General features: G+C 64.3%; 25 protein-coding genes and 1 riboswitch. Of the genes, 16 read left to right on the top strand and 9 right to left on the bottom strand.

What is annotated here, in order from left to right:
• The first annotated feature begins 48 nt into the window (after window positions 1-48).
• From ACVIN2_RS26085 to ACVIN2_RS26070, 4 genes are all read left to right on the top strand, one after another.
• Window positions 49-675 (top strand): hypothetical protein, encoded by a 627-nt coding sequence (locus tag ACVIN2_RS26085; protein WP_219683640.1) that lies wholly within the window; start codon window positions 49-51, stop codon window positions 673-675.
• Between the two features lie 193 nt (window positions 676-868).
• Window positions 869-1,822, top strand: a complete 954-nt coding sequence (locus ACVIN2_RS26080) for a ribose-phosphate pyrophosphokinase (protein ID WP_007596822.1) — start codon at window positions 869-871, stop codon at window positions 1,820-1,822.
• Between the two features lie 259 nt (window positions 1,823-2,081).
• The gene (locus ACVIN2_RS26075; RefSeq protein WP_456767756.1) at window positions 2,082-3,110 is read left to right on the top strand and encodes a putative zinc-binding metallopeptidase; all 1,029 of its coding nucleotides are present in this window, start codon (window positions 2,082-2,084) and stop codon (window positions 3,108-3,110) included.
• A gap of 219 nt (window positions 3,111-3,329) precedes the next feature.
• Window positions 3,330-4,142: a D-alanine--D-alanine ligase family protein gene (locus ACVIN2_RS26070; RefSeq protein ID WP_456767755.1), complete on the top strand. Its 813-nt coding sequence runs from the start codon at window positions 3,330-3,332 to the stop codon at window positions 4,140-4,142.
• 81 nt (window positions 4,143-4,223) lie between these two features.
• Here ACVIN2_RS26070 and ACVIN2_RS26065 read toward each other — a convergent pair whose 3' ends face one another.
• Window positions 4,224-4,787, bottom strand: coding sequence for a 6,7-dimethyl-8-ribityllumazine synthase (locus ACVIN2_RS26065; protein ID WP_456767754.1), 564 nt, complete (start codon window positions 4,785-4,787; stop codon window positions 4,224-4,226).
• Between the two features lie 76 nt (window positions 4,788-4,863).
• Window positions 4,864-5,023, bottom strand: a riboswitch (FMN riboswitch).
• Window positions 5,024-5,434: 411 nt separating this feature from the next.
• Between ACVIN2_RS26065 and ACVIN2_RS26060 the strand changes: the two genes are divergently transcribed.
• Entirely contained in the window at window positions 5,435-5,935 is a 501-nt protein-coding gene (locus ACVIN2_RS26060; RefSeq protein WP_018453509.1) for a type III secretion system chaperone family protein, read from the top strand.
• Between the two features lie 213 nt (window positions 5,936-6,148).
• Window positions 6,149-6,973, top strand: a complete 825-nt coding sequence (proC, locus tag ACVIN2_RS26055; protein ID WP_456767753.1) for a pyrroline-5-carboxylate reductase — start codon at window positions 6,149-6,151, stop codon at window positions 6,971-6,973.
• A gap of 93 nt (window positions 6,974-7,066) precedes the next feature.
• Here proC and ACVIN2_RS26050 read toward each other — a convergent pair whose 3' ends face one another.
• The 5 genes from ACVIN2_RS26050 to ACVIN2_RS26030 all read right to left on the bottom strand — a co-directional run bounded on the left by ACVIN2_RS26050 (window position 7,067) and on the right by ACVIN2_RS26030 (window position 11,513).
• Window positions 7,067-7,471: a thioesterase family protein gene (locus ACVIN2_RS26050; protein WP_456767752.1), complete on the bottom strand. Its 405-nt coding sequence runs from the start codon at window positions 7,469-7,471 to the stop codon at window positions 7,067-7,069.
• Window positions 7,472-7,672: 201 nt separating this feature from the next.
• The gene (locus ACVIN2_RS26045; protein WP_456767751.1) at window positions 7,673-7,957 is read right to left on the bottom strand and encodes a tautomerase family protein; all 285 of its coding nucleotides are present in this window, start codon (window positions 7,955-7,957) and stop codon (window positions 7,673-7,675) included.
• Between the two features lie 18 nt (window positions 7,958-7,975).
• Window positions 7,976-9,481 (bottom strand): histidine--tRNA ligase, encoded by a 1,506-nt coding sequence (gene hisS, locus ACVIN2_RS26040; protein WP_456769809.1) that lies wholly within the window; start codon window positions 9,479-9,481, stop codon window positions 7,976-7,978.
• Window positions 9,482-9,785: 304 nt separating this feature from the next.
• Window positions 9,786-10,310 carry a YegJ family protein gene (locus ACVIN2_RS26035; protein ID WP_456767750.1) on the bottom strand — a complete coding sequence of 175 codons (525 nt, stop codon included), beginning with the start codon at window positions 10,308-10,310 and terminating at the stop codon, window positions 9,786-9,788.
• 120 nt (window positions 10,311-10,430) lie between these two features.
• Entirely contained in the window at window positions 10,431-11,513 is a 1,083-nt protein-coding gene (locus tag ACVIN2_RS26030) for a branched-chain amino acid aminotransferase (RefSeq protein WP_456767749.1), read from the bottom strand.
• 340 nt (window positions 11,514-11,853) lie between these two features.
• On the opposite strand from ACVIN2_RS26030, the gene ACVIN2_RS26025 reads away from it, so the two are divergent.
• Genes ACVIN2_RS26025 through ACVIN2_RS26015 form a run of 3 tightly spaced genes read left to right on the top strand, consistent with a single transcriptional unit; the run spans window position 11,854 to window position 14,527 of the window.
• Window positions 11,854-12,393, top strand: a complete 540-nt coding sequence (locus ACVIN2_RS26025; protein WP_456767748.1) for a MarR family winged helix-turn-helix transcriptional regulator — start codon at window positions 11,854-11,856, stop codon at window positions 12,391-12,393.
• Window positions 12,390-13,121, top strand: coding sequence for a response regulator (locus tag ACVIN2_RS26020; protein WP_035993624.1), 732 nt, complete (start codon window positions 12,390-12,392; stop codon window positions 13,119-13,121). The genes ACVIN2_RS26025 and ACVIN2_RS26020 overlap by 4 nt, the downstream gene beginning before the upstream one ends.
• Before the next feature lie 17 nt (window positions 13,122-13,138).
• Entirely contained in the window at window positions 13,139-14,527 is a 1,389-nt protein-coding gene (locus ACVIN2_RS26015; RefSeq protein ID WP_007614856.1) for an ATP-binding protein, read from the top strand.
• 51 nt (window positions 14,528-14,578) lie between these two features.
• On the opposite strand, the gene ACVIN2_RS26010 is transcribed toward ACVIN2_RS26015, so the two are convergent.
• On the bottom strand, window positions 14,579-15,109 hold the full coding sequence (locus ACVIN2_RS26010; RefSeq protein ID WP_456767747.1) for a DUF3617 domain-containing protein: 531 nt from the start codon (window positions 15,107-15,109) through the stop codon (window positions 14,579-14,581).
• A gap of 44 nt (window positions 15,110-15,153) precedes the next feature.
• A complete protein-coding gene (locus tag ACVIN2_RS26005; protein WP_007596852.1) occupies window positions 15,154-15,447 on the bottom strand; it encodes a hypothetical protein in 294 nt (97 codons plus the stop codon).
• Window positions 15,448-15,629: 182 nt separating this feature from the next.
• On the opposite strand from ACVIN2_RS26005, the gene ACVIN2_RS26000 reads away from it, so the two are divergent.
• The 4 genes from ACVIN2_RS26000 (at window position 15,630) to ACVIN2_RS25985 (ending at window position 18,279) form a co-directional block, all read left to right on the top strand.
• Window positions 15,630-16,094, top strand: coding sequence for a hypothetical protein (locus tag ACVIN2_RS26000; RefSeq protein ID WP_456767746.1), 465 nt, complete (start codon window positions 15,630-15,632; stop codon window positions 16,092-16,094).
• A 114-nt stretch (window positions 16,095-16,208) separates the two neighbouring features.
• Window positions 16,209-16,901 (top strand): ribonuclease T2 family protein, encoded by a 693-nt coding sequence (locus ACVIN2_RS25995; protein ID WP_456767745.1) that lies wholly within the window; start codon window positions 16,209-16,211, stop codon window positions 16,899-16,901.
• A 52-nt stretch (window positions 16,902-16,953) separates the two neighbouring features.
• Window positions 16,954-17,814, top strand: a complete 861-nt coding sequence (locus tag ACVIN2_RS25990) for a 23S rRNA (adenine(2030)-N(6))-methyltransferase RlmJ (protein ID WP_456767744.1) — start codon at window positions 16,954-16,956, stop codon at window positions 17,812-17,814.
• Between the two features lie 249 nt (window positions 17,815-18,063).
• Complete coding sequence (locus ACVIN2_RS25985) at window positions 18,064-18,279, top strand: cold-shock protein (RefSeq protein WP_007614865.1); 216 nt, start codon at window positions 18,064-18,066, stop codon at window positions 18,277-18,279.
• 70 nt (window positions 18,280-18,349) lie between these two features.
• Here ACVIN2_RS25985 and ACVIN2_RS25980 read toward each other — a convergent pair whose 3' ends face one another.
• Window positions 18,350-18,973 (bottom strand): outer membrane protein, encoded by a 624-nt coding sequence (locus ACVIN2_RS25980; protein ID WP_456767743.1) that lies wholly within the window; start codon window positions 18,971-18,973, stop codon window positions 18,350-18,352.
• A gap of 250 nt (window positions 18,974-19,223) precedes the next feature.
• On the opposite strand from ACVIN2_RS25980, the gene uvrC reads away from it, so the two are divergent.
• The 3 genes from uvrC to moaD all read left to right on the top strand — a co-directional run bounded on the left by uvrC (window position 19,224) and on the right by moaD (window position 22,256).
• Complete coding sequence (gene uvrC / locus ACVIN2_RS25975) at window positions 19,224-21,293, top strand: excinuclease ABC subunit UvrC (RefSeq protein WP_456767742.1); 2,070 nt, start codon at window positions 19,224-19,226, stop codon at window positions 21,291-21,293.
• A 97-nt stretch (window positions 21,294-21,390) separates the two neighbouring features.
• A complete protein-coding gene (gene pgsA / locus ACVIN2_RS25970) occupies window positions 21,391-22,008 on the top strand; it encodes a CDP-diacylglycerol--glycerol-3-phosphate 3-phosphatidyltransferase (RefSeq protein ID WP_027565390.1) in 618 nt (205 codons plus the stop codon).
• Window positions 22,005-22,256: a molybdopterin converting factor subunit 1 gene (gene moaD / locus ACVIN2_RS25965; RefSeq protein WP_018318355.1), complete on the top strand. Its 252-nt coding sequence runs from the start codon at window positions 22,005-22,007 to the stop codon at window positions 22,254-22,256. The genes pgsA and moaD overlap by 4 nt, the downstream gene beginning before the upstream one ends.
• Window position 22,257 lies beyond the last annotated feature (1 nt).

The following is a 22,257-nucleotide window of genomic DNA, read 5'->3' as shown; positions in this document are numbered from 1 at the left end:
ACCCGCCCTAGACGTTAATGCGTTTTAACGATATCGCTGCCCTCCATAATGAGGGACGCGTCATTCATCTTGCGCCGCGCGGGTTCGCGCGTGCTGGCGGTCATGCTGCTGACGGCTGCGACCGCGCTTGGCGGCTGTGCCGGTGGCGGTGGTGCCGCGAACTCCTATGCGATGGCGCCGAGCGCCGGCTCCGGGGCGACGGTCGCGTTCGAATCGATCGACGGGCCGCCGCCGCAAGTGTTCGACCGCATGGTCGGCGTGCTCGACACCGAATCCAAGCTGCGCAGCCTGTCCGTGGTCTCCCGCGAGGGGACGGCTGCCTACCGCGTGCGCAGCTACCTCTCCGCCCAGATCGTGCGCGGCAAGACCGTGATCGCCTGGGTATGGGACGTCTACGACGCCAACCAGCAGCGGGCGCTGCGCCTTTCCGGCGAGGAACCGACGGCGGCCAAGGGCGGCCGCGACGCTGCCCGGGATCCTTGGGGCGCTGCCGACGACCTCGTGCTGCGGAAGATCGCCCAGGCCGGATTCAGCGGACTTTCCAACATGATCAACGGTACGCCGGATGCGCCGGGCTCGGCTCCCGGCTTGCGCGGGCCGGCCGTGGCGAGCGTGATCCCGGAGGCTCCGGCGACCGGGATGCCGGCCTCGGCGCTGGGCTATGCCGAGCGATAACCCCCGCGAAACCACGGCCCCAACTTCCGGCCAAACCGTTGGCCGGACTCGGGATTTCGCAGGGAAAACGTAGCCTCCCGGGTTGCCATTGCAGCCCCCGGCCTGATATTTCCTCGCCCGTCGTAACCGTGCTTCCAGTGGGTATTGTTTGATGTTGAACATCGTGTCCAGCAAAGCGCGGGAGGAAGCGTCCATGTCGGCCAAGAACGGCTCCATCAAGCTCGTCGCCGGCAACTCCAATCCGGCTCTCGCGCAGGCCATCGCGCAAGGTCTCGACCTGCCGCTGACCAAGGCGGTGGTACGGCGCTTCGCCGACATGGAGATCTTCGTCGAGATCCAGGAGAACGTGCGCGGCTCGGACGCCTTCGTCATCCAGTCGACCTCGTTCCCGGCGAACGACCATCTGATGGAATTGCTGATCATCACCGACGCACTGCGCCGCTCCTCGGCGCGCCGCATCACCGCGGTGCTGCCCTATTTCGGCTACGCCCGGCAGGACCGCAAATCGGGTTCGCGCACGCCGATCTCGGCAAAACTCGTTGCCAATCTGATCACGCAGGCCGGCGTCGATCGCGTCATGACGCTCGACCTGCATGCCGGCCAGATCCAGGGCTTCTTCGACATCCCGACCGACAACCTCTACGCGGCGCCGCTGATGGTGCGCGACATCAAGGACAAGTTCGACCTCTCCAGGACGATGGTGATCTCGCCCGACGTCGGCGGCGTGGCGCGCGCACGCGGTCTCGCCAAGCGCATCAACACCCCGCTCGCGATCGTCGACAAGCGCCGCGAGAGGGCGGGTGAATCCGAAGTCATGAACGTGATCGGCGACGTCGCCGGCTACACCTGCATCCTGATCGACGACATCGTGGATTCCGGCGGCACGCTGGTGAACGCCGCCGACGCGCTGATCGCCAAGGGCGCCAAGGACGTCTACGCCTACATCACCCACGGCGTGCTCTCCGGCGGCGCGGCGGCCCGGATCACGAACTCCAGGCTGAAGGAGCTGGTGATCACCGACTCGATCCTGCCGACGGAGGCGGTGAGCAAGGCCCCGAACATCCGCACGCTTCCGATCGCCAGCCTGATCTCCGATGCGATCGCCCGCACCGCGGCAGAAGAGTCGGTGTCGAGCCTGTTCGACTGATTTTCTTCTTCGCCTCTCCCCGCTTGCGGGGAGAGGCCGGAATTCGAACGAAGCTTGAATTCCGGGTGAGGGGGGACTCTCCGCGAGTCCAACTCACACCGTCCCCGTGGAGACTCCCCCCTCACCCCACCCTCTCCCCGCAAGCGGGGCGAGGGAGTGCGAGCGTCTACGTCCCTTACGAGACAGCCCCCGGGTTGTTGCCAACGATTGCCCATGACATCATCCGAATCCCGAGTCATCTCTGCCTTCTGGATGCCCGATGCCACGCCGGAAATTTGCCTGGGAGAAGCTGTCGGATGACGAGTTGCTCAAGCAACGCCTCTCCAGCCTGAGGGTTACGGTCGAAGGCACCTGGCTCGAGGACTGCGTCAGCACGCTCTATGAGGAGCTGGAAGAACGGGATATCCGGCTGCGGCCGCACACCTGGATATCGAGCGAATGGTTCAGTCCGGGCGGCGTTCCCGGCATCGCCATTCCGTTCTATCTTGCTCATCCCCGCCTGATGAAGCTCGAAAAGAAGATGATGTTCGACGTCGAGGGCGGAACCTGGCGCGAGTGCATGGCCATCCTCCGTCACGAAGCGGGCCACGCCATCCAGCACGGCTACCAGTTGCAGCGCCGCCGCCGCTGGCAGCAACTGTTCGGCCCGTCGTCGAAACATTATCCGCGCTACTACCGGCCCAATCCGGCCAGCCGGCGCTATGTCCAGCATCTGCGGCTGTGGTATGCGCAGAGTCACCCGGACGAGGATTTCGCCGAGACCTTTGCGGTGTGGCTGCGGCCGCGCTCGAACTGGCGGACGCGATACGCTGGTTGGCCGGCGCTGAAGAAGCTCGAATATGTCGACGAGCTGATGGGCGAGATCGCGGGCAAGCGACCGCCGATCGCGACGCGCGAGCGTGTCGATCCGCTGGGTCGGCTCAGCCAGACGCTCGAAGAGCACTACAAGAAGAAGCAGGCGTTCTACGCCTTCACGCCCCCCAAGACCTACGACCGCGATCTCTCCCGGCTGTTTTCAGCCGATCCACGGCATCACCGCTCAAAGCCGGCTTCAGCCCTGATCAGGCGCCACCGCTCCCAGATCAGGCAATTGGTCTCGCGATGGACCGGCGAGAATCAGCTCACGCTCGATGCCGTGCTTGACGAGATGATCTCCCGTTGTCGCGAGCTCGATCTGCGTGCCGTCGGCCCTGAACAGAAGCTCGTTCTCGACTTCATCGTCCTCGTGACCGCCAAGACGATGCACACGATGTTTGGCCCGTCTCGACGAAAATGGATCGCGCTATGAGACGTCTGCGCATTCTGGTCCTCATGCATCCGGACTTCCTGCCTCCGGACTCCTCCGACGGATACTCCGCACAGGAGATCAATACGTGGAAGACCGAATATGACGTGGTGAGCACCTTGCGTGCAGCCGGCCACGAGGTTCGACCGCTCGGCGCGCAGGAGGAAATCAGGCCGGTGCGCGAGGCGATCGAGGAGTTCAAGCCGCACGTGGTTTTCCACGTTGCTGGAGGAATTCCACAACAACGTCGCCTTCGACCAGCACATTGCGAGCTATCTCGAGCTGATGAAGGTCCCTTACACCGGGTGCAATCCGCGCGGCCTGACCCTGGCCCGCGGCAAGGATCTGTCCAAGACGCTGGTGCATCACCGCCGGATCGCCGCGCCGGCCTTTGCCGTCTTCCCGATGCGCCGCAAGGTGAAACGCCCGACGCGTCTTGCGCTGCCGTTGATCGTCAAGAGCCTGAACATGGATGGCTCGTTCGGCATCTCGCAAGCCTCGATCGTCGACACTGACGAGAAGCTGGCGGAGCGGGTTGCCTTCATCCACGAGCGGGTCGAATCCGCCGCCATCGCTGAGCAGTTCATCGAGGGGCGAGAGCTTTACGTCGGCGTGCTCGGCAACAACCGCTTACGCGTTCTGCCGGTCTGGGAGTTGAAGTTCGGCAGCATGGGCGGCCGCAGCTCACGGCACATCGCCACGGAGAAAGCCAAGCACGACACCGACTATCAGGAGAAAGTCGGCATCGTCGACGGGCCTGCGAAGGATCTGGCGCCGGAAGTGACCGCCAGGATCCAGCGGGCCGCGAAACGCATCTACCGGGTGCTTGGCCTCGACGGCTACGCGCGCATCGATTTTCGTCTCACCGCCGACGGCACGCCGTATTTCATCGAAGCCAATCCCAATCCCGAGATCGCCAAGAGCCAGGAGTTCGCCACGGCCGCTCTACATGCCGGGCTGAAATATCCGGCTCTCCTGCAGCGCATCCTGACGCTGGGGATCAGCCGCGCCAAGGCGGGCGTGTCACTCGGCTGAGACGAACACGGCTGCGATCGCCCCTCATCCTTCGAGACGCGCGTCGCGCCTCTCGGGATGAGGGATGGTCGTTGCGCTGCGTTACACGATCCCCGCAGCGACCTGGCCGCGCAGGCGTTCGAGCCCGAGCAATGTTTCCGCACAGGCGGCCGCCACCTCGACACCTTTGATCGCAAAATGCCTGCGGAAGAAATCGTAATGCACCTCGGTCTCGTGGAATTGCTGCGGCGTCAGCACCGCGGAGAACACGGGCACCTCGGTGCGCAGCTGCACATCCATCAACGCCTTGATCACAGTGTCGGCGACGAACTCATGGCGGTAGATGCCGCCGTCGACGACGAGGCCGGCCGCGACGATCGCGGTGTAGCGCCGTGTCTTGGCGAGGATCTGCGCATGCAGCGGGATCTCGAACGAGCCCGGCACCTCGAACACGTCGACATGATTGAGGTGGCGCGCTTCGGCCTCCTTGACGAAGGCGATACGGGCCTCCTCGACCACGTCGCGGTGCCAGCAGGCCTGCACGAAGGCCACCCGCTGCGGTTTCGCGAAGCGCGGATGGTCGGGTACCGGATCCTGCGGAACCGGCGGTGGCGTCTGGGTTGGTTGGGAGATTTCGGTTTGGGGGTCTTGCAACATCTGATTCATGGCTTTCCTCAGTTAAGGACCAGAATCAGGGCACACGGAACGACAAACAGCCGCATCCTGCGATGCGTCTGCCACCGACCGTTCTCTTTCATCCGGACTTTAACCGTCGGCTTCGGAATTGCACCGAATCTGCTGACCCTTCCCCTCAGCAACAGACTTTGAGGAAGGCGCTCGCGGGCTTAGGCCTTACGGCCCTTACCGCCGGTGGGGACTTTCACCCCGCCCTGAGAACATCGGCCGCCCGGAATGAACGGCCTGACCGAAATATGACGCCGGTTCGGGGCCGCGGCAAGCGGGTTCCGCATGGGAAAACCGCATGGTCCCATGCCGCTATAGTGGTCCAGGGGGCACGCGGCGGAATTAGGGATTGGCGGGCCGTCGGCGAATCCGATTCCGGTTTGTTCTTTTCCGTCCGGCTCGGCCTCCCCCGCGTTAATAATTGTGGCCGAGATGAGCTGTGGACGAACGAGTCCTGACTTGTGGACGGACTCGGCAGCCAGTTGCGCAGATTCCGCAAATCACATCAGTTGATCCGCGACAAGCCCGCGCTGATCCGAACGGATCGCCTTAACGAATTTAAAGGGAGCGCGCGCCGGACCAACCGCGTGCGTATCAAAGACAACAAAAAGGCAAGAGGTCGAGACGGCATGTCCCTGCTCGAAGGCACTATCGATTCCAAAAACCATCCGCTCGCGGTGGTCGAGGATATCGCTGCCAGCAACAACTGGCCGTTCGAACGCTCCGGCGAAGACGAACTCACGATTGTCTCCAAGGGACAATGGACCGACTACCAGATCTCCTTCACCTGGATGGGCGAGATCGAGGCGCTGCATCTGGCCTGCGCGTTCGACATGAAGATTCCGGTTGCGCGGCGACCGGAGGTCCAGCGGCTCGTGGCCGCGGTCAACGAGCAGCTATGGGTCGGGCACTTCGACCTGTGGACCACCACCGGCATGATCATGCACCGGCAGGCCCTGGTGCTGCCGGGCGGGCTCATCGCCTCCACCGGGCAATGCGAAGCCATGCTCGCCGGCGCCATCCACGCCTGCGAACGCTATTTCCCGGCGTTCCAGTTCGTGGTGTGGGCGGGCAAGTCCACGACGGAAGCCATGGACGCGGCGATGTTCGACACGGTGGGCGAGGCTTAAAGCCTCTCAGCAACTGAGGGAGCCGCGACTCCCTCCTCGCCGTCGTCCCGGCGAAAGCCGGGACCCATACCGCGAGGTCTCTCCGTGTCTCGCGATGCTTGTTGCTCTGCCATCCTTCCACTAGAACCAGCCGTGGTAATGGGTCCTGGCCCCCCGTGCGCAATTGCGCACTAGGCCAGGACGACAGCGATGGCGACAGCGATGGCGACAGCGATGGCGAACAGCACTCTCCAAAACATCACCGGCACCATCCTGCTCGCCGGCGCCGGCAAGATGGGCGGCGCGATGCTGACCGGATGGCTTTCGGGCGGGCTCGATCCGCGCCGCGTCGCGGTGATTGATCCACACATCTCGGCCGAGATCACCGCGCTTGCCGCCAAGGGGGTTGCGCTCAATCCTGATGTGACGACGGCAGGCCAGGTCGAGACGCTCGTGGTCGCGGTGAAGCCGCAGATGTTCCGCGAGGCCGGCGCCAAGCTGAAGCCACTCGTCTCCGACAAGACCGCGGTGGTGTCGATCATGGCGGGAACCACGATCGCCTCGCTCGAGGAGGTCTGCGGCGGCGCGGTGGTGCGCGCGATGCCGAACACGCCGGCCGCGATTGGCCGCGGCATCACGGTGGCTGTCGCCGCGAACAGCGTCAGCGCACAGCAACGCGCGGTGGCCGATGCGCTGCTACGCGCCACCGGCTCGGTCGAATGGATCGACGATGAGAGCCTGATGGACGCGGTGACCGCGGTGTCCGGCTCGGGCCCGGCCTATGTGTTTCTGCTGGCCGAAGAGCTCGCGCGCGCCGGTGTCGAGGCGGGATTGCCCGAGGCGCTGGCGACGAAACTCGCGCGCGAAACCGTCGCCGGCTCTGGTGAACTCCTGCACCAGTCGGAGCTTGCCTCCGGTACGCTGCGCCAGAACGTCACCTCGCCCGGCGGCACCACCGCCGCAGCGCTCGGCGTGCTGATGGGCGAGCCCGGCCTGCGCGATCTGATGATCCGCGCGATCGCGGCGGCGACGCAGCGGTCGAGGGAATTGGCGAAGTAAGACGGTGCCGTAGGGTGGGTTAGCGAAGCGTAACCCACCATGCTTCAACAACTGCGGGACGGAGTTGGTGGGTTACGCTTCGCTAAACCCACCCTACGGTTTCGAGCCCGCGCCCAGCCGCTGGTTGAACATCTCGACATTGACGAGCCCGCGCGCGTGGCGGCCTTCGCCGAGTTTTCGCGTGCCCTCAAAGGCATCGACCTCGAAGCGGATGACGCGGCGCTCGACCGCGACGACCTTCGCGCTGGTCCGCACCGTCGCGCCGACGAGGCTTGCAGCAAGATGACGGATATCGACCTCGGTGCCGACCGTGACCCAGCCCGGCTGAAGGACGCTGCGGATCGCATCGCCCGACGTCATCTCCATTTCCAGAATCATCATCGGCGTCGCATAGACCATCGGCATGCCGGGCACGAAATGCCCGACCGTGCGCTCCACCGGCACCACCAGCGTGCGCTCGGCGCTCATGCCGACCTTGATGAAGTCGCGTGCGTCCATGCTCGCCTCCCCCGTCGTCCTGGACAAGCGCAGCGAAGCGAAGCGCCGATCCAGGACCCGTTACCCCGACTGAACATTGTCATGCGCGGTCTAAACCACGACCTGCCGTAACAACTGCCGCTCGGGGTAATGGGTCCTGGCCCCCGTGCGCAATTGCGCACTAGGCCAGGACGACAGTTGCGTTTGCAGCTCCAGCGCTGGCTACTTCTTCGCAGCCGCCGCGCGCTCCACGAACGTCTTGCCGCCTTTCATCTTGTGGCGGAGCGGGGCTTCGTTGATCTGGATGACGACGGCGTCGGCATCGACGCCGAGATTCTTCACCAGCGCCTGGGTGATGTCGCGCATCATGCCGGCCTTCTGCTCGTCGGTGCGGCCTTCGGCCATGCTGACAGTGATCTCAGGCATTTTTCTCTCCCTTGGGCCGAACACCGGCCATTGACGGGCGCCATCAAACAGGAGGTAGATGCCCGGGACAAGCCCGGGCATGACGGCGTCAGCGAATGGCTAGCCCCAGCTCACGTCATGGCGCGCCAACACCTCGCGCACTTTGGCGACGAGGTCGGCCTCGCTGCACGAGAACTGCGCCGGGCGGCTCTCGCGCCATTCCTGGTTGGAAGCGATCGCGGCCGCCGCCTTCGCGCCCTCGATCAGATCCTTGATCTGCACCTCGCCACGCGTTTTTTCATCCGAGCCCTGGATGATGACGCAGGGCGCATTGCGGCGATCCGCATATTTGAGCTGGTTGCCCATGTTCTTGGGATTACCGAGATAGAGCTCGGCACGGATGCCGGCGGTTCGCAACGATGCGACCATCTTCTGATAGTCGGCGACGCGGTCGCGGTCGAACACGGTGACAACGACAGGGCCGAACCCAGGCTTCGTGTCGAGCTTGCCGAGCAGCGTCAGCGCGGCCTGAAGCCTGGATACGCCGATCGAGAATCCAGTCGCCGGCACCGGCTCACCACGGAAGCGCGAGACGAGGCCGTCATAGCGGCCGCCACCGCCGACCGAGCCGAACCGCACGGGGCGGCCCTTCTCGTCCTTGGTGTCGAGCAGCAGTTCGACCTCGTAGACGGGGCCGGTGTAATATTCGAGGCCGCGCACGACGGAGGGGTCGATCACTATGCGCCCCTCGTACCCCGATTCGCGGACTAACTCCGCGATCGATCGAAGTTCTGCTATCGCGTCCTTGACGGTGTCATTCGCACCAAACTTGGATTCGAGTGAATCCAATACGCTGGCGTTCGAAGGCAGCAGACCCGCGTCGTACTGACGATCGGAAGGCTGAAATGTATCCTGTATCGTTGTGGTAACTGCGGTAGGGGTTATCTCATGATGGTAGGCGATGACCTTCCAATTGACGTAGTCCATTAGTGATTCAATCTGATCAAAATCCAGATTGGCGCCTTGGGTAATGTCTCCGCTTTCGTCCTTGCGTCCTGCGCCAAGAAGTTCGCGCACTCCCTGTGGGCCCAGACGATCTAGCTTGTCGATTGCGCGTAAGACAGTGAGGCGCTTGCCTGCATTCGCGTCACCACCCAGTCGTACCGCTTCAAGCACCCCGTCAAGTACCTTGCGACTATTCACCTTGACGACGTAGTTGCCCTTCAATCCGAGCGCTTCCATCGTGTCCGCCGCCATCATGCAGATCTCCGCGTCCGCCGCCGGCGTCGCCGAACCGACCGTGTCCGCATCGAACTGCATGAACTGGCGGAAGCGGCCGGGGCCGGGCTTCTCGTTGCGGAACACGTAGCCGACGCGGTAGCTGCGGTAGGGCAACACGAGAGCGTCGGTCCCGTAGCGCTCGCCGACGTAGCGTGCGAGCGGCGCGGTCAGATCGTAGCGCAGCGAGATCCACTGATCGTCGTCGTCCTGGAACGAGAACACGCCCTCGTTCGGACGATCCTGGTCGGGCAGGAACTTGCCGAGCGCGTCGGTGTATTCCATCGCCGGCGTTTCCACGGGCTCGAACCCGTAGAGCTCGTAGACGGCGCGGATCTTCTCCACCATCTCGCGCGTCGCCCGGATCGCGGCGGGATCGCGATCCTCGAGCCCGCGCGGCAGGCGTGCCTTCAGTTTCTGGGGCTTTTTGGATTTTTCGGCCATGCGCGGCATTTACCAGCCGACGCGCGAAGCGGCAACCGGAGTGTGCCCTTCACCTCGCCCCGCTTGCGGGGAGAGGTCGGTCGCGAAGCGACCGGGTGAGGGGGACTCTCCGCGGACCTATGTCTCTCGAATTCGCGGTGACAGCCCCTCACCCCACCCTCTCCCCGCAAGAGCGGGGCGAGGGAGTGAGAGAGCGTACCGCGACGCCCTACGGCTGCTCCATCCGGGCCCGAAGCGCATCCGCATCCGCCTTCGGCAGCGACTTCAGCGTCGGCTTGATGGTTTCGCCGCCGACGATCTTGCCGTTGCGCATGAACATCCAGTCCGAGATGTCGGCTTCAGTGAATTCGACCTTGTCGCCTGCCCGCTTGCCGGGCAGATCGCGTGGCTCGTTGGCGAAGAGGCCGGAATAGGCCCCATTGGGTAGCTTCTTCACCTCGGCCATCCAGATGTGCTCACCGCCCTTGCGGGTTGAAAAGTGCACCTTCAGGGCATGCCCCGTTTCCGACGGCTTCGGCGCCTCATGGGAGGCCCAGAAGGTCGGCAGCGTGCCGCGGGCGCGCGCGATCGCGGTGTTCATCTCCGGATCGGTGGTGCGCACGTCGACGACGGGCGAACGGCCCTCAGCGGAGACGTCCGGCTTGGGGCCGATGGTCAGAATGCCGAAGACGGTGGCGCCGGTGATTGCGGCGAGAACGACCCATTTCAGGGGCTGGGGGAGAGTGGATGCCATGATCGCGATGTCCGGAAGACTCGATGTCCAGGTATTGGAGGTCTCGGACTTTGTCGCACGATCATCGTGTCGCGTTCATTGCGCCTCTCTCTCCGCGCGAGCGGAGAGAGAGGGCAAAAATCAAGACAGATTGCGGATCCAGTTGTGCGGATCGTTGGTGCGGCCGTACTGGATGTCGACGAGCTGCTTGCGCAGGCCCATGGCGACGGGGCCGGCGGCGCCGCCCGAGATCTCGAAATCACCGCTCACCGAGCGCACTGTGCCGATCGGCGAGATCACGGCGGCGGTGCCGCAGGCAAACGCCTCCTTGAGCTTGCCGCTCGCCGCATCCTTGCGCCACTGGTCGAGCGAGTACGGCTCCTCGCGCACGGTCTTGCCGGCGTCTTTGGCCAGCGCGATGATGGAATCGCGGGTGATGCCGGGCAGGATGGTGCCGAGCGGCGGCGTCGAGAGCGACCCGTCGTCGAACACGAAGAACACGTTCATGCCGCCGAGCTCTTCGATATAGCGGCGCTCGATCGCATCGAGAAAGACGACCTGATCGCAGCCGTGCTGGATCGCTTCGGCCTGGGCACGCAGGCTTGCGGCATAGTTGCCGCCGCATTTGACGGCGCCGGTGCCGCCGACGGCAGCGCGCGTGTAGTTCTCGGACACCCAGATCGAGACCGGCGCGGGGCCGCCCTTGAAGTAGGAGCCGACCGGCGAGGCGATCACCGCGAAAATGTATTCGGACGAGGGCTTGACGCCGAGGAAGGTCTCGCTCGCGATCATGAACGGGCGCAGGTAAAGGCTGCCCTCGCCGCCCGGCATCCAGGCGCGGTCGATGCGCACGATTTGCTCGACAGCCTCGATGAAGACGTCTTCAGGAAGCTGCGCCATCGCCATGCGGTCGGCCGAATCCTTGAAGCGCCGCGCATTTGAATCGGGGCGGAACAGGTTCACGCCGCCATCGTCGCGCTTGTAGGCCTTGAGGCCTTCAAAAATTTCCTGGGCGTAGTGCAGGACGGCGCCGGCCGGATCGAGCTGGAAATTAGCGCGGGCCTCGACACGCGCCTCGTACCAGCCACCCTTGGCCTGGTTGTAGCGGACCACTGCCATGTGGTCGGTGAAGACCCGCCCGAAGCCGGGGTCCACCAGCTTGGCGACCCGATCCTTCTCGGAGGTCGGATTGGATGCGGGCTGGATGTCGAATTTCATGCTCATGTCCTTAGCCTCCCGCTGCCGGTGGCGGCGCCGTTGTGGCACCCGCCTGCTCTGATTCGGGCCCGGCTGGCTCGATTGGTTTCTGGCCGGACCGCCGCCAGCCTTGTTACGGCCGGTTTCCGTGGCCAGCATGTCACCGAGGACATGCTTTTGCGGAAGACGGAAGTCCAGTATGTTTTGCCGAAATGCCGTTCGACAATCGCACGGTAGATCTGCTCCGGCCGTCGCCGCCTGTCCGGCCCTCTGCGGCCGCCTTGCTTCGATGCCCACCCGGCGCGAAACGATCTAAAATTTCGTGCGGGCCGATCGTTTTGTAACATTGAGACCAAGATACGTCAATATGCCTGACATAAATTTCGCGACTCCTTCTCAAGACGCTGCCGGGCCGCGGCCGGCCGCAGACGACGGAGGCAATTTGCGCTGGGATATCATCGAACTGCTGTTCTTCGCCTATCGCGATTTCGTCGGCGATCCCGACCAGGAGCTGGAGGCGTTCGGCTTCGGCCGGGCCCATCACCGCGTCATGCATTTTGTCTATCGTTATCCCGGGCTCAAGGTCGCCGACCTCCTCGACGTCCTGCGCATCACCAAGCAATCGCTCGGCCGGGTGCTTAAACAGCTCCTGGACGAGGGCTATATCGTGCAGAAGACCGGCGACAATGATCGCCGCCAACGCCTGCTGTATGCGACACCGAAGGGCGAGGCGCTGGTGCAGAAGCTCGCCGGCCTCCAGACCACGCGCATCACCAAGGCGCTCGCCGAGATGGCGCCGCAGGATGCGGAGACCGTCAAGCGCTTCCTGCGCGCGATGATCGACCGCGACGATCCGGACAAGGTGCTCGAGACGATCTTTGCCACCGTCAATCAGGACAAGGAGTGACCGTGCCGCTCGCTGCCACGCTCGCACGCCCGCCGGCACGTCCCGCCGACGATGCCCCGCATCTCCTGCTGGTCGACGACGACCGCCGCATCCGCGATCTGCTTTCGCGCTTCCTTGCCGGCGAAGGCTATCGCGTCTCGACCGCGGCCAGCGCCAGCGACGCCCGTTCCAAGCTTTTGGGCCTGCACTTCGACCTCTTGATCCTGGACGTCATGATGCCCGGCGAGACCGGCTTCGATCTCGCGCGTTTCATCCGGACCTCATCCTCGGTGCCGATCGTGATGCTGACGGCGCGGCACGAAGCCGAAGCGCGCATCGAGGGCCTGCAGATCGGCGCCGACGATTACGTCGCAAAGCCGTTCGAGCCGCGCGAGCTTGCGCTGCGCATCAACAACATCCTCAAGCGCGCCGCGCCGCCGCCACAGGCCGCAGCGGTGGAGAAGATCGCGTTTGGCCCGTACATCTATCACCTCGAGCGCGGCGAACTGCGCCAGGGCGAAGACGTCATTCACCTGACCGACCGCGAGCGCGAGATGCTGCGGATCCTGTCGGAGACACCGGGCGAGACCGTGCCGCGCAGCGCGCTGACCGGCAATGGCAGCGTCAACGAGCGCGCCGTCGACGTGCAGATCAACCGCCTGCGGCGCAAGATCGAGACCGATCCTGCCAATCCGCTGTTCCTCCAGGCCGTGCGCGGCATCGGCTACCGGCTGGTAGCCTCGCCATAAAGAGTGAAGCGCCACCGATGAGCACGATCGATACCGGCCTGACGCTTTTGAAGAGCGCCGCCGGCCGCGTCTCCGCCGCCAATGGCTGGATGGGCAATGCGTTCAAGGGCTGGATGCCGACCGGCCTCTACGCGCGTGCGCTGCTGATCATGATCGTGCCGATGGTGATCCTGCAATCGGTCGTCGCCTTCGTCTTCATGGAGCGGCACTGGAACACGGTGACACGGCGTCTGTCGGCCGCGGTGGTGCAGGACATCGCCGCGCTGATCGACGTCTACAAGGGCTATCCGCAAGACAAGGATCGCGACCAGATCCGCCGCATCGCGCAGCAGCGCCTGGGCCTCGTCGTCGATTTCCTGCCGGCCGGCGACATGCCGCCGCCGGGACCAAAGCCGTTCTTCTCGCTGCTCGACCAGACGCTGTCGGTGCAGCTCGGCCGCCAGATCGGGCGCTCGTTCTGGATCGACACGGTCGGCCGCTCCAATCTGGTCGAGATCCGGATCCAGCTCGACGACGCCGTGATGCGCGTGTTCGCGCAGCGTAGCGCCGCCTATGCCTCGAACTCGGAGATATTCCTATTCTGGATGGTCGGCACGTCCTCGATCCTGCTGATCGTCGCGGTGCTATTCCTGCGCAACCAGATCAAACCGATCCTGCGCCTTGCCGACGCCGCCGAAAGTTTCGGCAAGGGCCGCGAGGCGCCGAATTTCCGCCCGCGCGGCGCGCGCGAGGTGCGGCGCGCGTCGGTCGCTTTCCTCGAAATGAAGTCGCGCATCGAGCGGACGATGGAGCAACGCACCGCGATGCTCGCCGGCGTCAGCCACGATCTGCGCACGATCCTGACGCGGTTCAAGCTCGAGCTGGCGCTGATCGGCGACAGCCCCGAAATGGAGGGCATGCGCAAGGACGTCGACGAGATGTCGATGATGCTCGAGGACTACCTCGCGTTTGCTCGCGGCGATTCCGGCGAGCAGTCGCAGCCGACCGACATGGCGCAGGCGCTCGAGGAGCTGCGCAGCGACGCCGAACGCCACGGCCACATTGCGACCGTCGCGTTCAACGGACTGCCCGTGGTCACGGTGAAGCCGGCCTCGTTCAAGCGCTGCCTTGCCAACCTCGTCACCAACGCCGCCCGCTACGGCAAGAGCATCGCCATCACCGGCCAGCGCGATCACCGTTATTTGACCGTGACGGTCGACGACGACGGACCGGGCATTCCCGCCCATTTGCGCGAAGAGGTGTTCAAGCCGTTCCTGCGGCTGGACAACGCCCGCAACCAGGACGAAGGCGGCACCGGCCTCGGCCTCGCCATCGCCCGCGACATCGCGCGTTCGCATGGCGGCGACATCACGCTTGGCGATAGTCCGATGGGCGGATTAAGGGCGAGCGTGCGGATACCGGTGTAACCGGTGATGTAGCCCGGACGGAGCGCAGCGCAATCCGGGCTACGATCCTCCTTACTTCGGCAGCAGCGCCTTCAGCTTGTCCATGTCGCGCACGTTCATCTTGAAGCCGCCGGGCATCACGATGTCGCCGGGCTTCTGGTCCGGCTTGCAGGCCCCCAGCCATTTCGCTTCGAGCTGCATGGTGGTGTCGCGGCCTGCCGCGCCGGCAGCGCCGCCTTGCGCGTGCGACGACGTCTTCACCGTATAGGCCGAATTGAAATCGCCGGTGATCTCAGCATGCGAGGTCGTGCTGATGCCGGCGACATTGCACTCGGAATCGCTGACATAGCCGGCTGCGGTCTTCTTGATGTCCTGCTTGGCGCAGATCTGCTTGGCCATCGGGGAGATGTTGTTGTTCATCTCCTTGTCGACGGTCTCGTCGGTGCAGTGCTGCATGGTCATCTCGGGCACCGGCGTGCCGGTCCTGACCATCTTCAATTCCCACAGGCCCGCCTTGCGCACCGGCAGGTCGTCAGCGCGGGCGCTGGCTGCCGACAAGACGAGGCAAAGGGCGGAGCCGAGCAAAGCGAGTTTGCGCGTCATGTCGGAAGCTCCCAGCTGAGAGGTAGCGGCGTTGCGAAAGCGCCTCAGTAGAGCGTGCGGATCGGCTGGTCGGCGGCGCCATAGGGCACCCAGCGGCAGGAGAACGAGATGTAGCCGCCCTCATAGGCCTGCATCGCCAGGAATTTGGCGACCTTGCCGTAGCGCGCACAGTGATCGACCGCCACCTGCCGCGCATCGACCTGGGTTGCCATCGAATAGGCGATGATGCCGCCGGTATCGTTGCCCTTGAACGGAGGCACCGGGAGGAGATCGGCGCGCGCCGACTGGCTCGCCATCATACCCAAGGCAAGTAGGCCCGCGGCCGCAATGATTCGCATTCCCGTCACTCCGATTGGTTGGCGGTAGTTTACGGTGCTGGCGCGACGGAGGAAAGAACCGAAGACCCCTCTAACGCAGCATTGCGGTCAACTCGTCGGCAAGTGTTGCCGCGCTGCACTTGACCTCCCCCGGCCTTCGCGGCACCGTCCGACCCTCGCAGATCATGCTGTCTGGATTGCCCATGCGCGCCTCGACCTTCCTGAAATCGCTCCGCTTTGCCGCCGTGCTCGGCCTTCTCTTCGGAGCGCTGTCGCTCGGTGAGGCCAGGGCCGCCAATCCGCTGGAGCTGAATTTCTGGCTGAGCGGGCCGCGCTATGACGGCAACGTCTCCGAATGCGACAGGGCGCTGCCGACGATCGCCAGCCAGTTCTGGGAGAAAGAAAGCTCGTTCTGGAATTCCTCGTTGAAGATCACCGGCTTCGCCGCGGTTCACGAGACCGCGTTCCGGCCCTGGGCGTCCGACAATATTCCCCGCCGCTATTGCACCGGCGAGGCCATGCTCACGGACGGCAAGATGCGCAAGGTGCACTTCTCCATCGTCGAGGATGGCGGCTTCGCCGGCTACGGCCAGGGCGTCGAATGGTGCGTGGTCGGGCTCGACCGCGACTGGGCCTACAACCCGGCCTGCCGCGCCGCCAAGCAATAATTGCTCTGATCCCGACCGATCAGGCGGCCGAACGACGGTCGCCCGAAATTTGTTCTTGAAATGTTCTTATCGCCTGCTAGGCTCGTCTGCACAGTCTAGTTGAGGGGCGTCGCCATGTTTCATTCCAGATTGCATTCGTTCTCCCGCCTGATGATCTCGCTGACGCTTGCGGCCGGGCTGGCTGCGTTGGCCGGTGGCGCAAAGGCCCAGGACAAGCGGCAGAACACGCCCGGCGAGTTCGATTTTTACGTGCTGTCGCTGTCATGGTCGCCCTCCTTCTGCGAAGAGGCGGCGGAGCGCGGCGGCCGCTCGCAGATCCAGTGCAGCGGACGGCCCTACGCTTTCGTGGTGCATGGTCTGTGGCCGCAATATGAGAACGGTTTTCCGGAATATTGTCAGCGGCCGTCGCCGCGGCTGAACCGCAGCATCGTCTCCTCCATGCTCGATCTGATGCCGGCGCCGGGGCTGATCTTCAACGAATGGGACAAGCACGGCACCTGCTCGGGGCTCGCCGACCGCAGCTATTTCGAGACGATCCGGAAGGCCCGCGCCGCGATCAAGATTCCGGCCGAATATCTCGATCTGTCGCAGGCCAAGACCGTGGCGCCGGCGGAGGTGGAGGAAGCGTTCATCAAGGCCAATCCGGGCCTCAGCAATGCCGCCGTCTCGATCACCTGCAACCGGACGCGGCTATCGGAAGTCCGCATCTGCCTCAGCAAGGACCTGCAATTCCGCGCCTGTGAGGAGATCGACCGCCGCGCCTGCCGCCGCGAGCAGGTGGCGATGCCGCCGATCCGGGGTGGCTAGCCCAGGCATCGTGCCTCTTTGCTCAAGCCGCCACGTGGCGTAGTGCTCTTGCATGAATTACCGCCACGCCTTCCATGCCGGCAGCTTCGCCGATGTCATCAAGCACATCGTGCTGGCGCGCATCATCACTTATCTCCAGGACAAGCCGGGTGCGTTCCGCGTCATCGACACCCATGCCGGCGCGGGCCTCTACGATCTCGAAAGCGACGAGGCGCGCCGCGGAGGCGAGTGGCTGACGGGTATTGCGCGGCTGATGCAGGCGCGGCTGTCGAACGACGCCATGGCGCTGACCAAGCCCTATCTGGACATCGTCCGCGCCTTCAATCCGAAGGGTGAGCTCAAGGCCTATCCGGGCTCGCCGCTGATCGCACGCGGCCTGCTGAGGCCGCAGGACCGCCTCTTGCTCTGCGAGATCGAGCCGAAGGCGCGCAAGGCGCTGATCGGCGTGCTGCGCCACGACGAACAGGCCCGCGTGGTCGATCTCGACGGCTGGATGGCGTTGCCGGCTTTCGTGCCGCCCAAGGAACGGCGCGGGCTCGTGCTGATCGACCCCCCGTTCGAGGCGAAGGACGAGTTCGAAAAGCTTGAAGAGGCCTTCTCGGCGGCTTTCGCGAAATGGCCGACCGGTATCTATGTAATCTGGTATCCCGCCAAGAGCCGGCGCGCCACCGACGCGCTGGTGCAATCAGTGGCGCGGCTCGCAGCCGCAGCAAAGCCGCCGGGAAAATGCCTGCGCCTCGAATTCAGCGTGGCGCCACAAGCTGACGGGGCAGCCCTCACCTCCAGCGGCCTCTTGATCGTCAATCCTCCTTACACACTGCACGGCGAGCTCAAGACGATCCTGCCCGAGCTGGAAATGCCGCTCGGCCAGGGCGGCGCTGCCAGATTCCGATTAGAGGTGCCGAGGCCGTAACACTCCGGCATCTTGGGAAAAATATGCAGGAGCGGTGGTCAATCTGCAGAGAACCGTATTATGCTGTTGCGGTGACTGGCTTTACGTTCCGCTTCCGCGAATGGTTGCGGCGGAGTGAAGGCCTAAGAAAGATCCAGTCGGACCGAATGGTCTGCCCAAGGATGGCCAGCTCCCGGGCTTCGTAAGGCCCGGTCATGTCGTGACGTGCGTCTGCGTCACGACGGAGGAGCAATGAGGGGGAGTTTCCCGATGGCCATGACGGGAACGGTCAAGTTTTTCAACGGTGAGCGCGGCTACGGATTCATCAAACCGGACGACGGGGGCCGCGACGTCTTCGTGCATATTACTGCTGTCGAGCGAGCCGGACTGAAGGACCTCGCCGAAGGACAGCGTATTACTTTCGAAGTCGAACCGGACAAGAAGGGCAAGGGGCCGAAGGCGGTCGATTTGGTCATCCTTCCCTAGCGAGCCTGGCGTAAAAAAAATCCCGGCCGCAAGCGGCCGGGAGGTTGGTCCGGTATTTTCTTCTTAACTATCAGAAGTGATAGTTCACGCCTGCGCGCACAACGCTGGCGCTATAGCCGTTTGACACGCCTGTAATCGCGAACTGACTCGTCGACAGATCGATGTAGAGATATTCGAGCTTGGCGCTCCAGTTCGGCGCAAATCCAACTTCCGCGCCGGCACCGATGGTCCAGCCGGCGCTGGTATGCGACTCCGTCCAGCCGAACGTCTGCGCGCGCAGCTCGCCGAAGGCGAGGCCCGCCGTGCCGTAGAATAGCACGTTGCTGAAGGCGTAGCCGGCGCGGCCGCGCAGGGTGCCGAACCACGGATTGGAGAACTTCCACGGCGCGAAGGTGTCGTCGGCACCGGCGGCCTGGATGTCACCTTCGACACCGAACACCCACGGGCCGGTCTGGAAATTGTAGCCGGCCTGAACGCCGCCGACGAAGCCTGACGGCTTTGCGGGATTGTTGTTCACCGAACCCCATTCATAGCCGAGATTGGCACCGAGATACGGGCCGGCCCAGCTATAGGCATTGAGCGGCTGATTGACCGTATAGGGCGCACGTTGCCCGTAATTGAGATCGGCGGCCTCTGCCGAAGCCGTCCAGCCGACTGCAGCCAACGCGGCTGCGCCCACAACGAGCCCCTTCATCACACACTCCAACGCAACTGCCGCCACCGGTGCGATGCCCGCGGCGCCGCGCGAGGCAAAACCGCATGGTTACGGAACCACCACTTTTTCGCGTAAGATTTATCGAGAGTTTTAAGTTAAAGGCCTGTTAAGCCGAGTTACCGCGCTGTTAACAGGCTTAAGCAAGCGTTACCGGGAACTGCGCCGCCATCCTGTGCGTGCCGCACGGCCGGAACTTCAAATCGGCACCCGCAGCGCCTAAATTCGCACCATGGTTCACGATTCCCCCGACAATCCGGACGACGCACGCACGCGCAAACCCGTGCGCGGCAACGCGCCCGACGTTCGGCCCCAAGGGACGGAAGCGGCGCCGCCCGACCTCGATCCCGCCACAGCAAACGGGGACGACGAGGACGACGCACGGCTGCCGGACATCCTGGAAGAGAGCGGCACGGTCGGCGAAGAGCCGCTGGCGACCGGCCACGAGGCGATCGAACGCGCGGTCCGCCTCGCCCCCACCTCGCCGGGCGTCTACCGCATGCTCAATGCGAATGCCGACGTGCTCTATGTCGGCAAGGCCAAGAACGTCAAAAAGCGCCTGTCGAACTATGCGCGCCAGAGTGCGCCGCAGCCGGCGCGCATCCTGCGCATGATCGCCGCCACCGTGACCGTGGAAATCATCTCGACCCACACCGAGACCGAAGCGCTGCTGCTGGAGGCCAACCTCATCAAGCAGCTTCGGCCGCGCTTCAACGTGCAGCTGCGCGACGACAAGTCGTTTCCCTATATCCTGATCACGGGCGACCATTGGGCGCCGCAGATCTTGAAGCATCGCGGCGCGCAGACGCGGCCCGGTCGCTATTTCGGTCCGTTCGCCTCGGCCGGCGCCGTCAACCGCACCATCACCGCACTTCAGCGCGCGTTCCTGATCCGCTCCTGCACGGATTCCTTCTTCGAGAGCCGCTCGCGGCCCTGCCTGCTTTATCAGATCCGCCGTTGCGCCGGCCCCTGCACCCGCGAGATCGACTTCCCCGGCTACACGACCCTGGTGCGCGAGGCGAGCGACTTCCTGTCCGGCAGGAGCCATGCGGTGAAACAGGAGCTTGCCGCCGAGATGGAGAAGGCCTCCGGCGAACTCGAATTCGAGAGCGCCGCGCTCTACCGCGACCGCCTCGCTGCGCTGTCCGCGATCCAGTCGCAGCAGGGCATCAATCCGCGCACGGTGGAAGAAGCCGACGTGTTCGCCATCCACCAGGAGGGCGGCTTCTCATGCGTCGAGGTGTTCTTCTTCCGCACCGGGCAGAACTGGGGCAACCGCGCCTATTTCCCGCGCGCGGAGAAGACGTATACGCCGGAAGAGGTGCTCGGCTCCTTCCTGGCCCAGTTCTATGACGACAAGCCGCCGCCGAGGAATATCCTGCTCTCGCACGAGATCGAGGAGAGCGAGCTGCTCGCCAACGCGCTGTCGATCAAGGCCGGCCGCAAGGTCGAAGTGTCCACGCCGAAGCGCGGCGAGAAGAAGGAGCTCGTCACCCACGCGCTCACCAACGCGCGCGAGGCCCTGGGCCGCAAGCTCGCGGACACCGCGACGCAGAGCCGTCTGCTGGACGCCATGGCCACGACCCTGAACCTGACTCATGCGCCGAAGCGGATCGAGGTCTACGACAACAGCCACATCCAGGGCACCAACGCAGTCGGCGCCATGATCGTTGCCGGCCCGGACGGTTTTGTGAAAAATCAGTACCGCAAGTTCAACATCAAGTCGGAAGGGATCACGCCGGGCGACGACTTCGCCATGATGCGCGAAGTGCTGGAGCGCCGCTTCAAGCGCCTGATCAACCCGCCCGAAGAGGGCGCGGCCAAAACCAAGGACGACGACTTCCCGCAATGGCCCGATCTCGTGATCATTGACGGCGGCCGCGGCCAGCTCAACGCGGTCCGGGAAATCTTTGCAAACCTCGGCCTGACCCAGGTGGCGCTGATGTCGGTGGCGAAGGGGCCGGACCGGGATGCCGGCCGCGAGACCCTGTTCATGCCGGAGCGCGAGGCGATCAAGCTGGAGCCCCGCGACCCCGTGCTCTATTTCATCCAGCGGCTACGGGACGAGGCGCACCGCTTCGTCATCGGTTCGCACCGCAAGCTGCGCAAGAAGGACATCCGCGAGGCCGGCTTGCAGGAGATTCCGGGCATCGGTCCGTCACGCAAACGTGCCTTGCTGCACCATTTCGGAACCCTGAAGGAGATCGAACGGGCTTCGATCACCGATCTCGGCAAGGTTCCGGGGGTGAGCGCCGAGAGCGCTCGCAGGATTTTCGAGTATTTCCATCCCCAGCCGGGGTGAAATAAAGGGGGCCGCGGTCATATGGTCGTCGCATCCCGCACCCCATTTGGGGAGCGGAACGGTTGACCTTCAGGCTGCAGCGGTATTGGTAGGACGGATGAACATCGCCACGACACGAGGGACCACCAGCCGCGCGATGTCCCTCCCGAACATCCTGACCTACGGCCGGATCGCCGCGATCCCGGTCGTGGTCGGGTGCATCTACGCACAGTCGATCATGGACGGTCCGCTGTGGCTGCGCTGGGTCGCGGTCGCCATTTTTATTGCGGCTGCGGTCACTGATTACCTCGACGGCTATTACGCGCGAATCTGGAATCAGCAATCGGCGTTCGGCCGCATGCTCGATCCGATCGCCGACAAGCTTCTGGTCGCCTCGTGCCTGCTGATGCTGGCCGCCGACGGCATCATTCACGGCTGGTCGCTGTGGGCCGCCATCGTGATCCTGTGCCGCGAGATCCTGGTCTCGGGCCTGCGCGAATATCTTGCCGCGCTGCGCGTCAGCGTGCCCGTGACCAAGCTTGCGAAGTGGAAGACGACGGTTCAGCTCATCGCCATCGGCTTCCTGCTGGCCGGTCCCGCCGGCGATGAGGTGGTACCCATGGTCTCGATGACGGGGCTGGCGCTGCTCTGGGCCTCGGCGATCCTCACCATGTACACCGGCTACGACTATTTCGGCGCCGGCATCCATCACCTCATCAAGGAGGATGAGGGATGAAGGTGAAGTACTTCGCCTGGGTGCGCGAGCGCGTCGGCAAGGCCGAGGAGACGATCGAGCCGCCCGCGACCGTGCGCACGGTGGAGGAGCTGATCGCCTGGCTGTCCGGCCAAAGCGAAGCCTACGCCTACGCGTTCGAGAAGCCGAAGGTGATCCGCACCGCGATCGACCATGCCCACGTCAAGTCGGACGCCGCGATCGCGGGCGCGCGCGAGATCGCGTTCTTCCCGCCGATGACCGGCGGCTAGA

It is taken from the genome of Bradyrhizobium sp. USDA 3650, assembly GCF_054057395.1.
This window is presented reverse-complemented; position numbering and strand designations above follow the sequence as displayed.

Excerpts from the sequence above, each read along its gene's own strand:
- ACVIN2_RS26085 (WP_219683640.1), top strand. The coding sequence starts at position 49 with ATGAGGGACGCGTCATTCATCTTGCGCCGCGCGGGTTCGCGCGTGCTG.
- ACVIN2_RS26080 (WP_007596822.1), top strand. The coding sequence starts at position 869 with ATGTCGGCCAAGAACGGCTCCATCAAGCTCGTCGCCGGCAACTCCAAT.
- ACVIN2_RS26075 (WP_456767756.1), top strand. The coding sequence starts at position 2,082 with ATGCCACGCCGGAAATTTGCCTGGGAGAAGCTGTCGGATGACGAGTTG.
- ACVIN2_RS26065 (WP_456767754.1), bottom strand. The coding sequence starts at position 4,787 with ATGAATCAGATGTTGCAAGACCCCCAAACCGAAATCTCCCAACCAACC.
- ACVIN2_RS26060 (WP_018453509.1), top strand. The coding sequence starts at position 5,435 with ATGTCCCTGCTCGAAGGCACTATCGATTCCAAAAACCATCCGCTCGCG.
- proC (WP_456767753.1), top strand. The coding sequence starts at position 6,149 with ATGGCGAACAGCACTCTCCAAAACATCACCGGCACCATCCTGCTCGCC.
- ACVIN2_RS26050 (WP_456767752.1), bottom strand. The coding sequence starts at position 7,471 with ATGGACGCACGCGACTTCATCAAGGTCGGCATGAGCGCCGAGCGCACG.
- ACVIN2_RS26045 (WP_456767751.1), bottom strand. The coding sequence starts at position 7,957 with ATGCCCGGGCTTGTCCCGGGCATCTACCTCCTGTTTGATGGCGCCCGT.
- hisS (WP_456769809.1), bottom strand. The coding sequence starts at position 9,481 with ATGGTGGAGAAGATCCGCGCCGTCTACGAGCTCTACGGGTTCGAGCCC.
- ACVIN2_RS26035 (WP_456767750.1), bottom strand. The coding sequence starts at position 10,310 with ATGGCATCCACTCTCCCCCAGCCCCTGAAATGGGTCGTTCTCGCCGCA.
- ACVIN2_RS26030 (WP_456767749.1), bottom strand. The coding sequence starts at position 11,513 with ATGAGCATGAAATTCGACATCCAGCCCGCATCCAATCCGACCTCCGAG.
- ACVIN2_RS26025 (WP_456767748.1), top strand. The coding sequence starts at position 11,854 with ATGCCTGACATAAATTTCGCGACTCCTTCTCAAGACGCTGCCGGGCCG.
- ACVIN2_RS26015 (WP_007614856.1), top strand. The coding sequence starts at position 13,139 with ATGAGCACGATCGATACCGGCCTGACGCTTTTGAAGAGCGCCGCCGGC.
- ACVIN2_RS26010 (WP_456767747.1), bottom strand. The coding sequence starts at position 15,109 with ATGACGCGCAAACTCGCTTTGCTCGGCTCCGCCCTTTGCCTCGTCTTG.
- ACVIN2_RS26005 (WP_007596852.1), bottom strand. The coding sequence starts at position 15,447 with ATGCGAATCATTGCGGCCGCGGGCCTACTTGCCTTGGGTATGATGGCG.
- ACVIN2_RS26000 (WP_456767746.1), top strand. The coding sequence starts at position 15,630 with ATGCGCGCCTCGACCTTCCTGAAATCGCTCCGCTTTGCCGCCGTGCTC.
- ACVIN2_RS25995 (WP_456767745.1), top strand. The coding sequence starts at position 16,209 with ATGTTTCATTCCAGATTGCATTCGTTCTCCCGCCTGATGATCTCGCTG.
- ACVIN2_RS25990 (WP_456767744.1), top strand. The coding sequence starts at position 16,954 with ATGAATTACCGCCACGCCTTCCATGCCGGCAGCTTCGCCGATGTCATC.
- ACVIN2_RS25985 (WP_007614865.1), top strand. The coding sequence starts at position 18,064 with ATGGCCATGACGGGAACGGTCAAGTTTTTCAACGGTGAGCGCGGCTAC.
- ACVIN2_RS25980 (WP_456767743.1), bottom strand. The coding sequence starts at position 18,973 with ATGAAGGGGCTCGTTGTGGGCGCAGCCGCGTTGGCTGCAGTCGGCTGG.
- uvrC (WP_456767742.1), top strand. The coding sequence starts at position 19,224 with ATGGTTCACGATTCCCCCGACAATCCGGACGACGCACGCACGCGCAAA.
- pgsA (WP_027565390.1), top strand. The coding sequence starts at position 21,391 with ATGAACATCGCCACGACACGAGGGACCACCAGCCGCGCGATGTCCCTC.
- moaD (WP_018318355.1), top strand. The coding sequence starts at position 22,005 with ATGAAGGTGAAGTACTTCGCCTGGGTGCGCGAGCGCGTCGGCAAGGCC.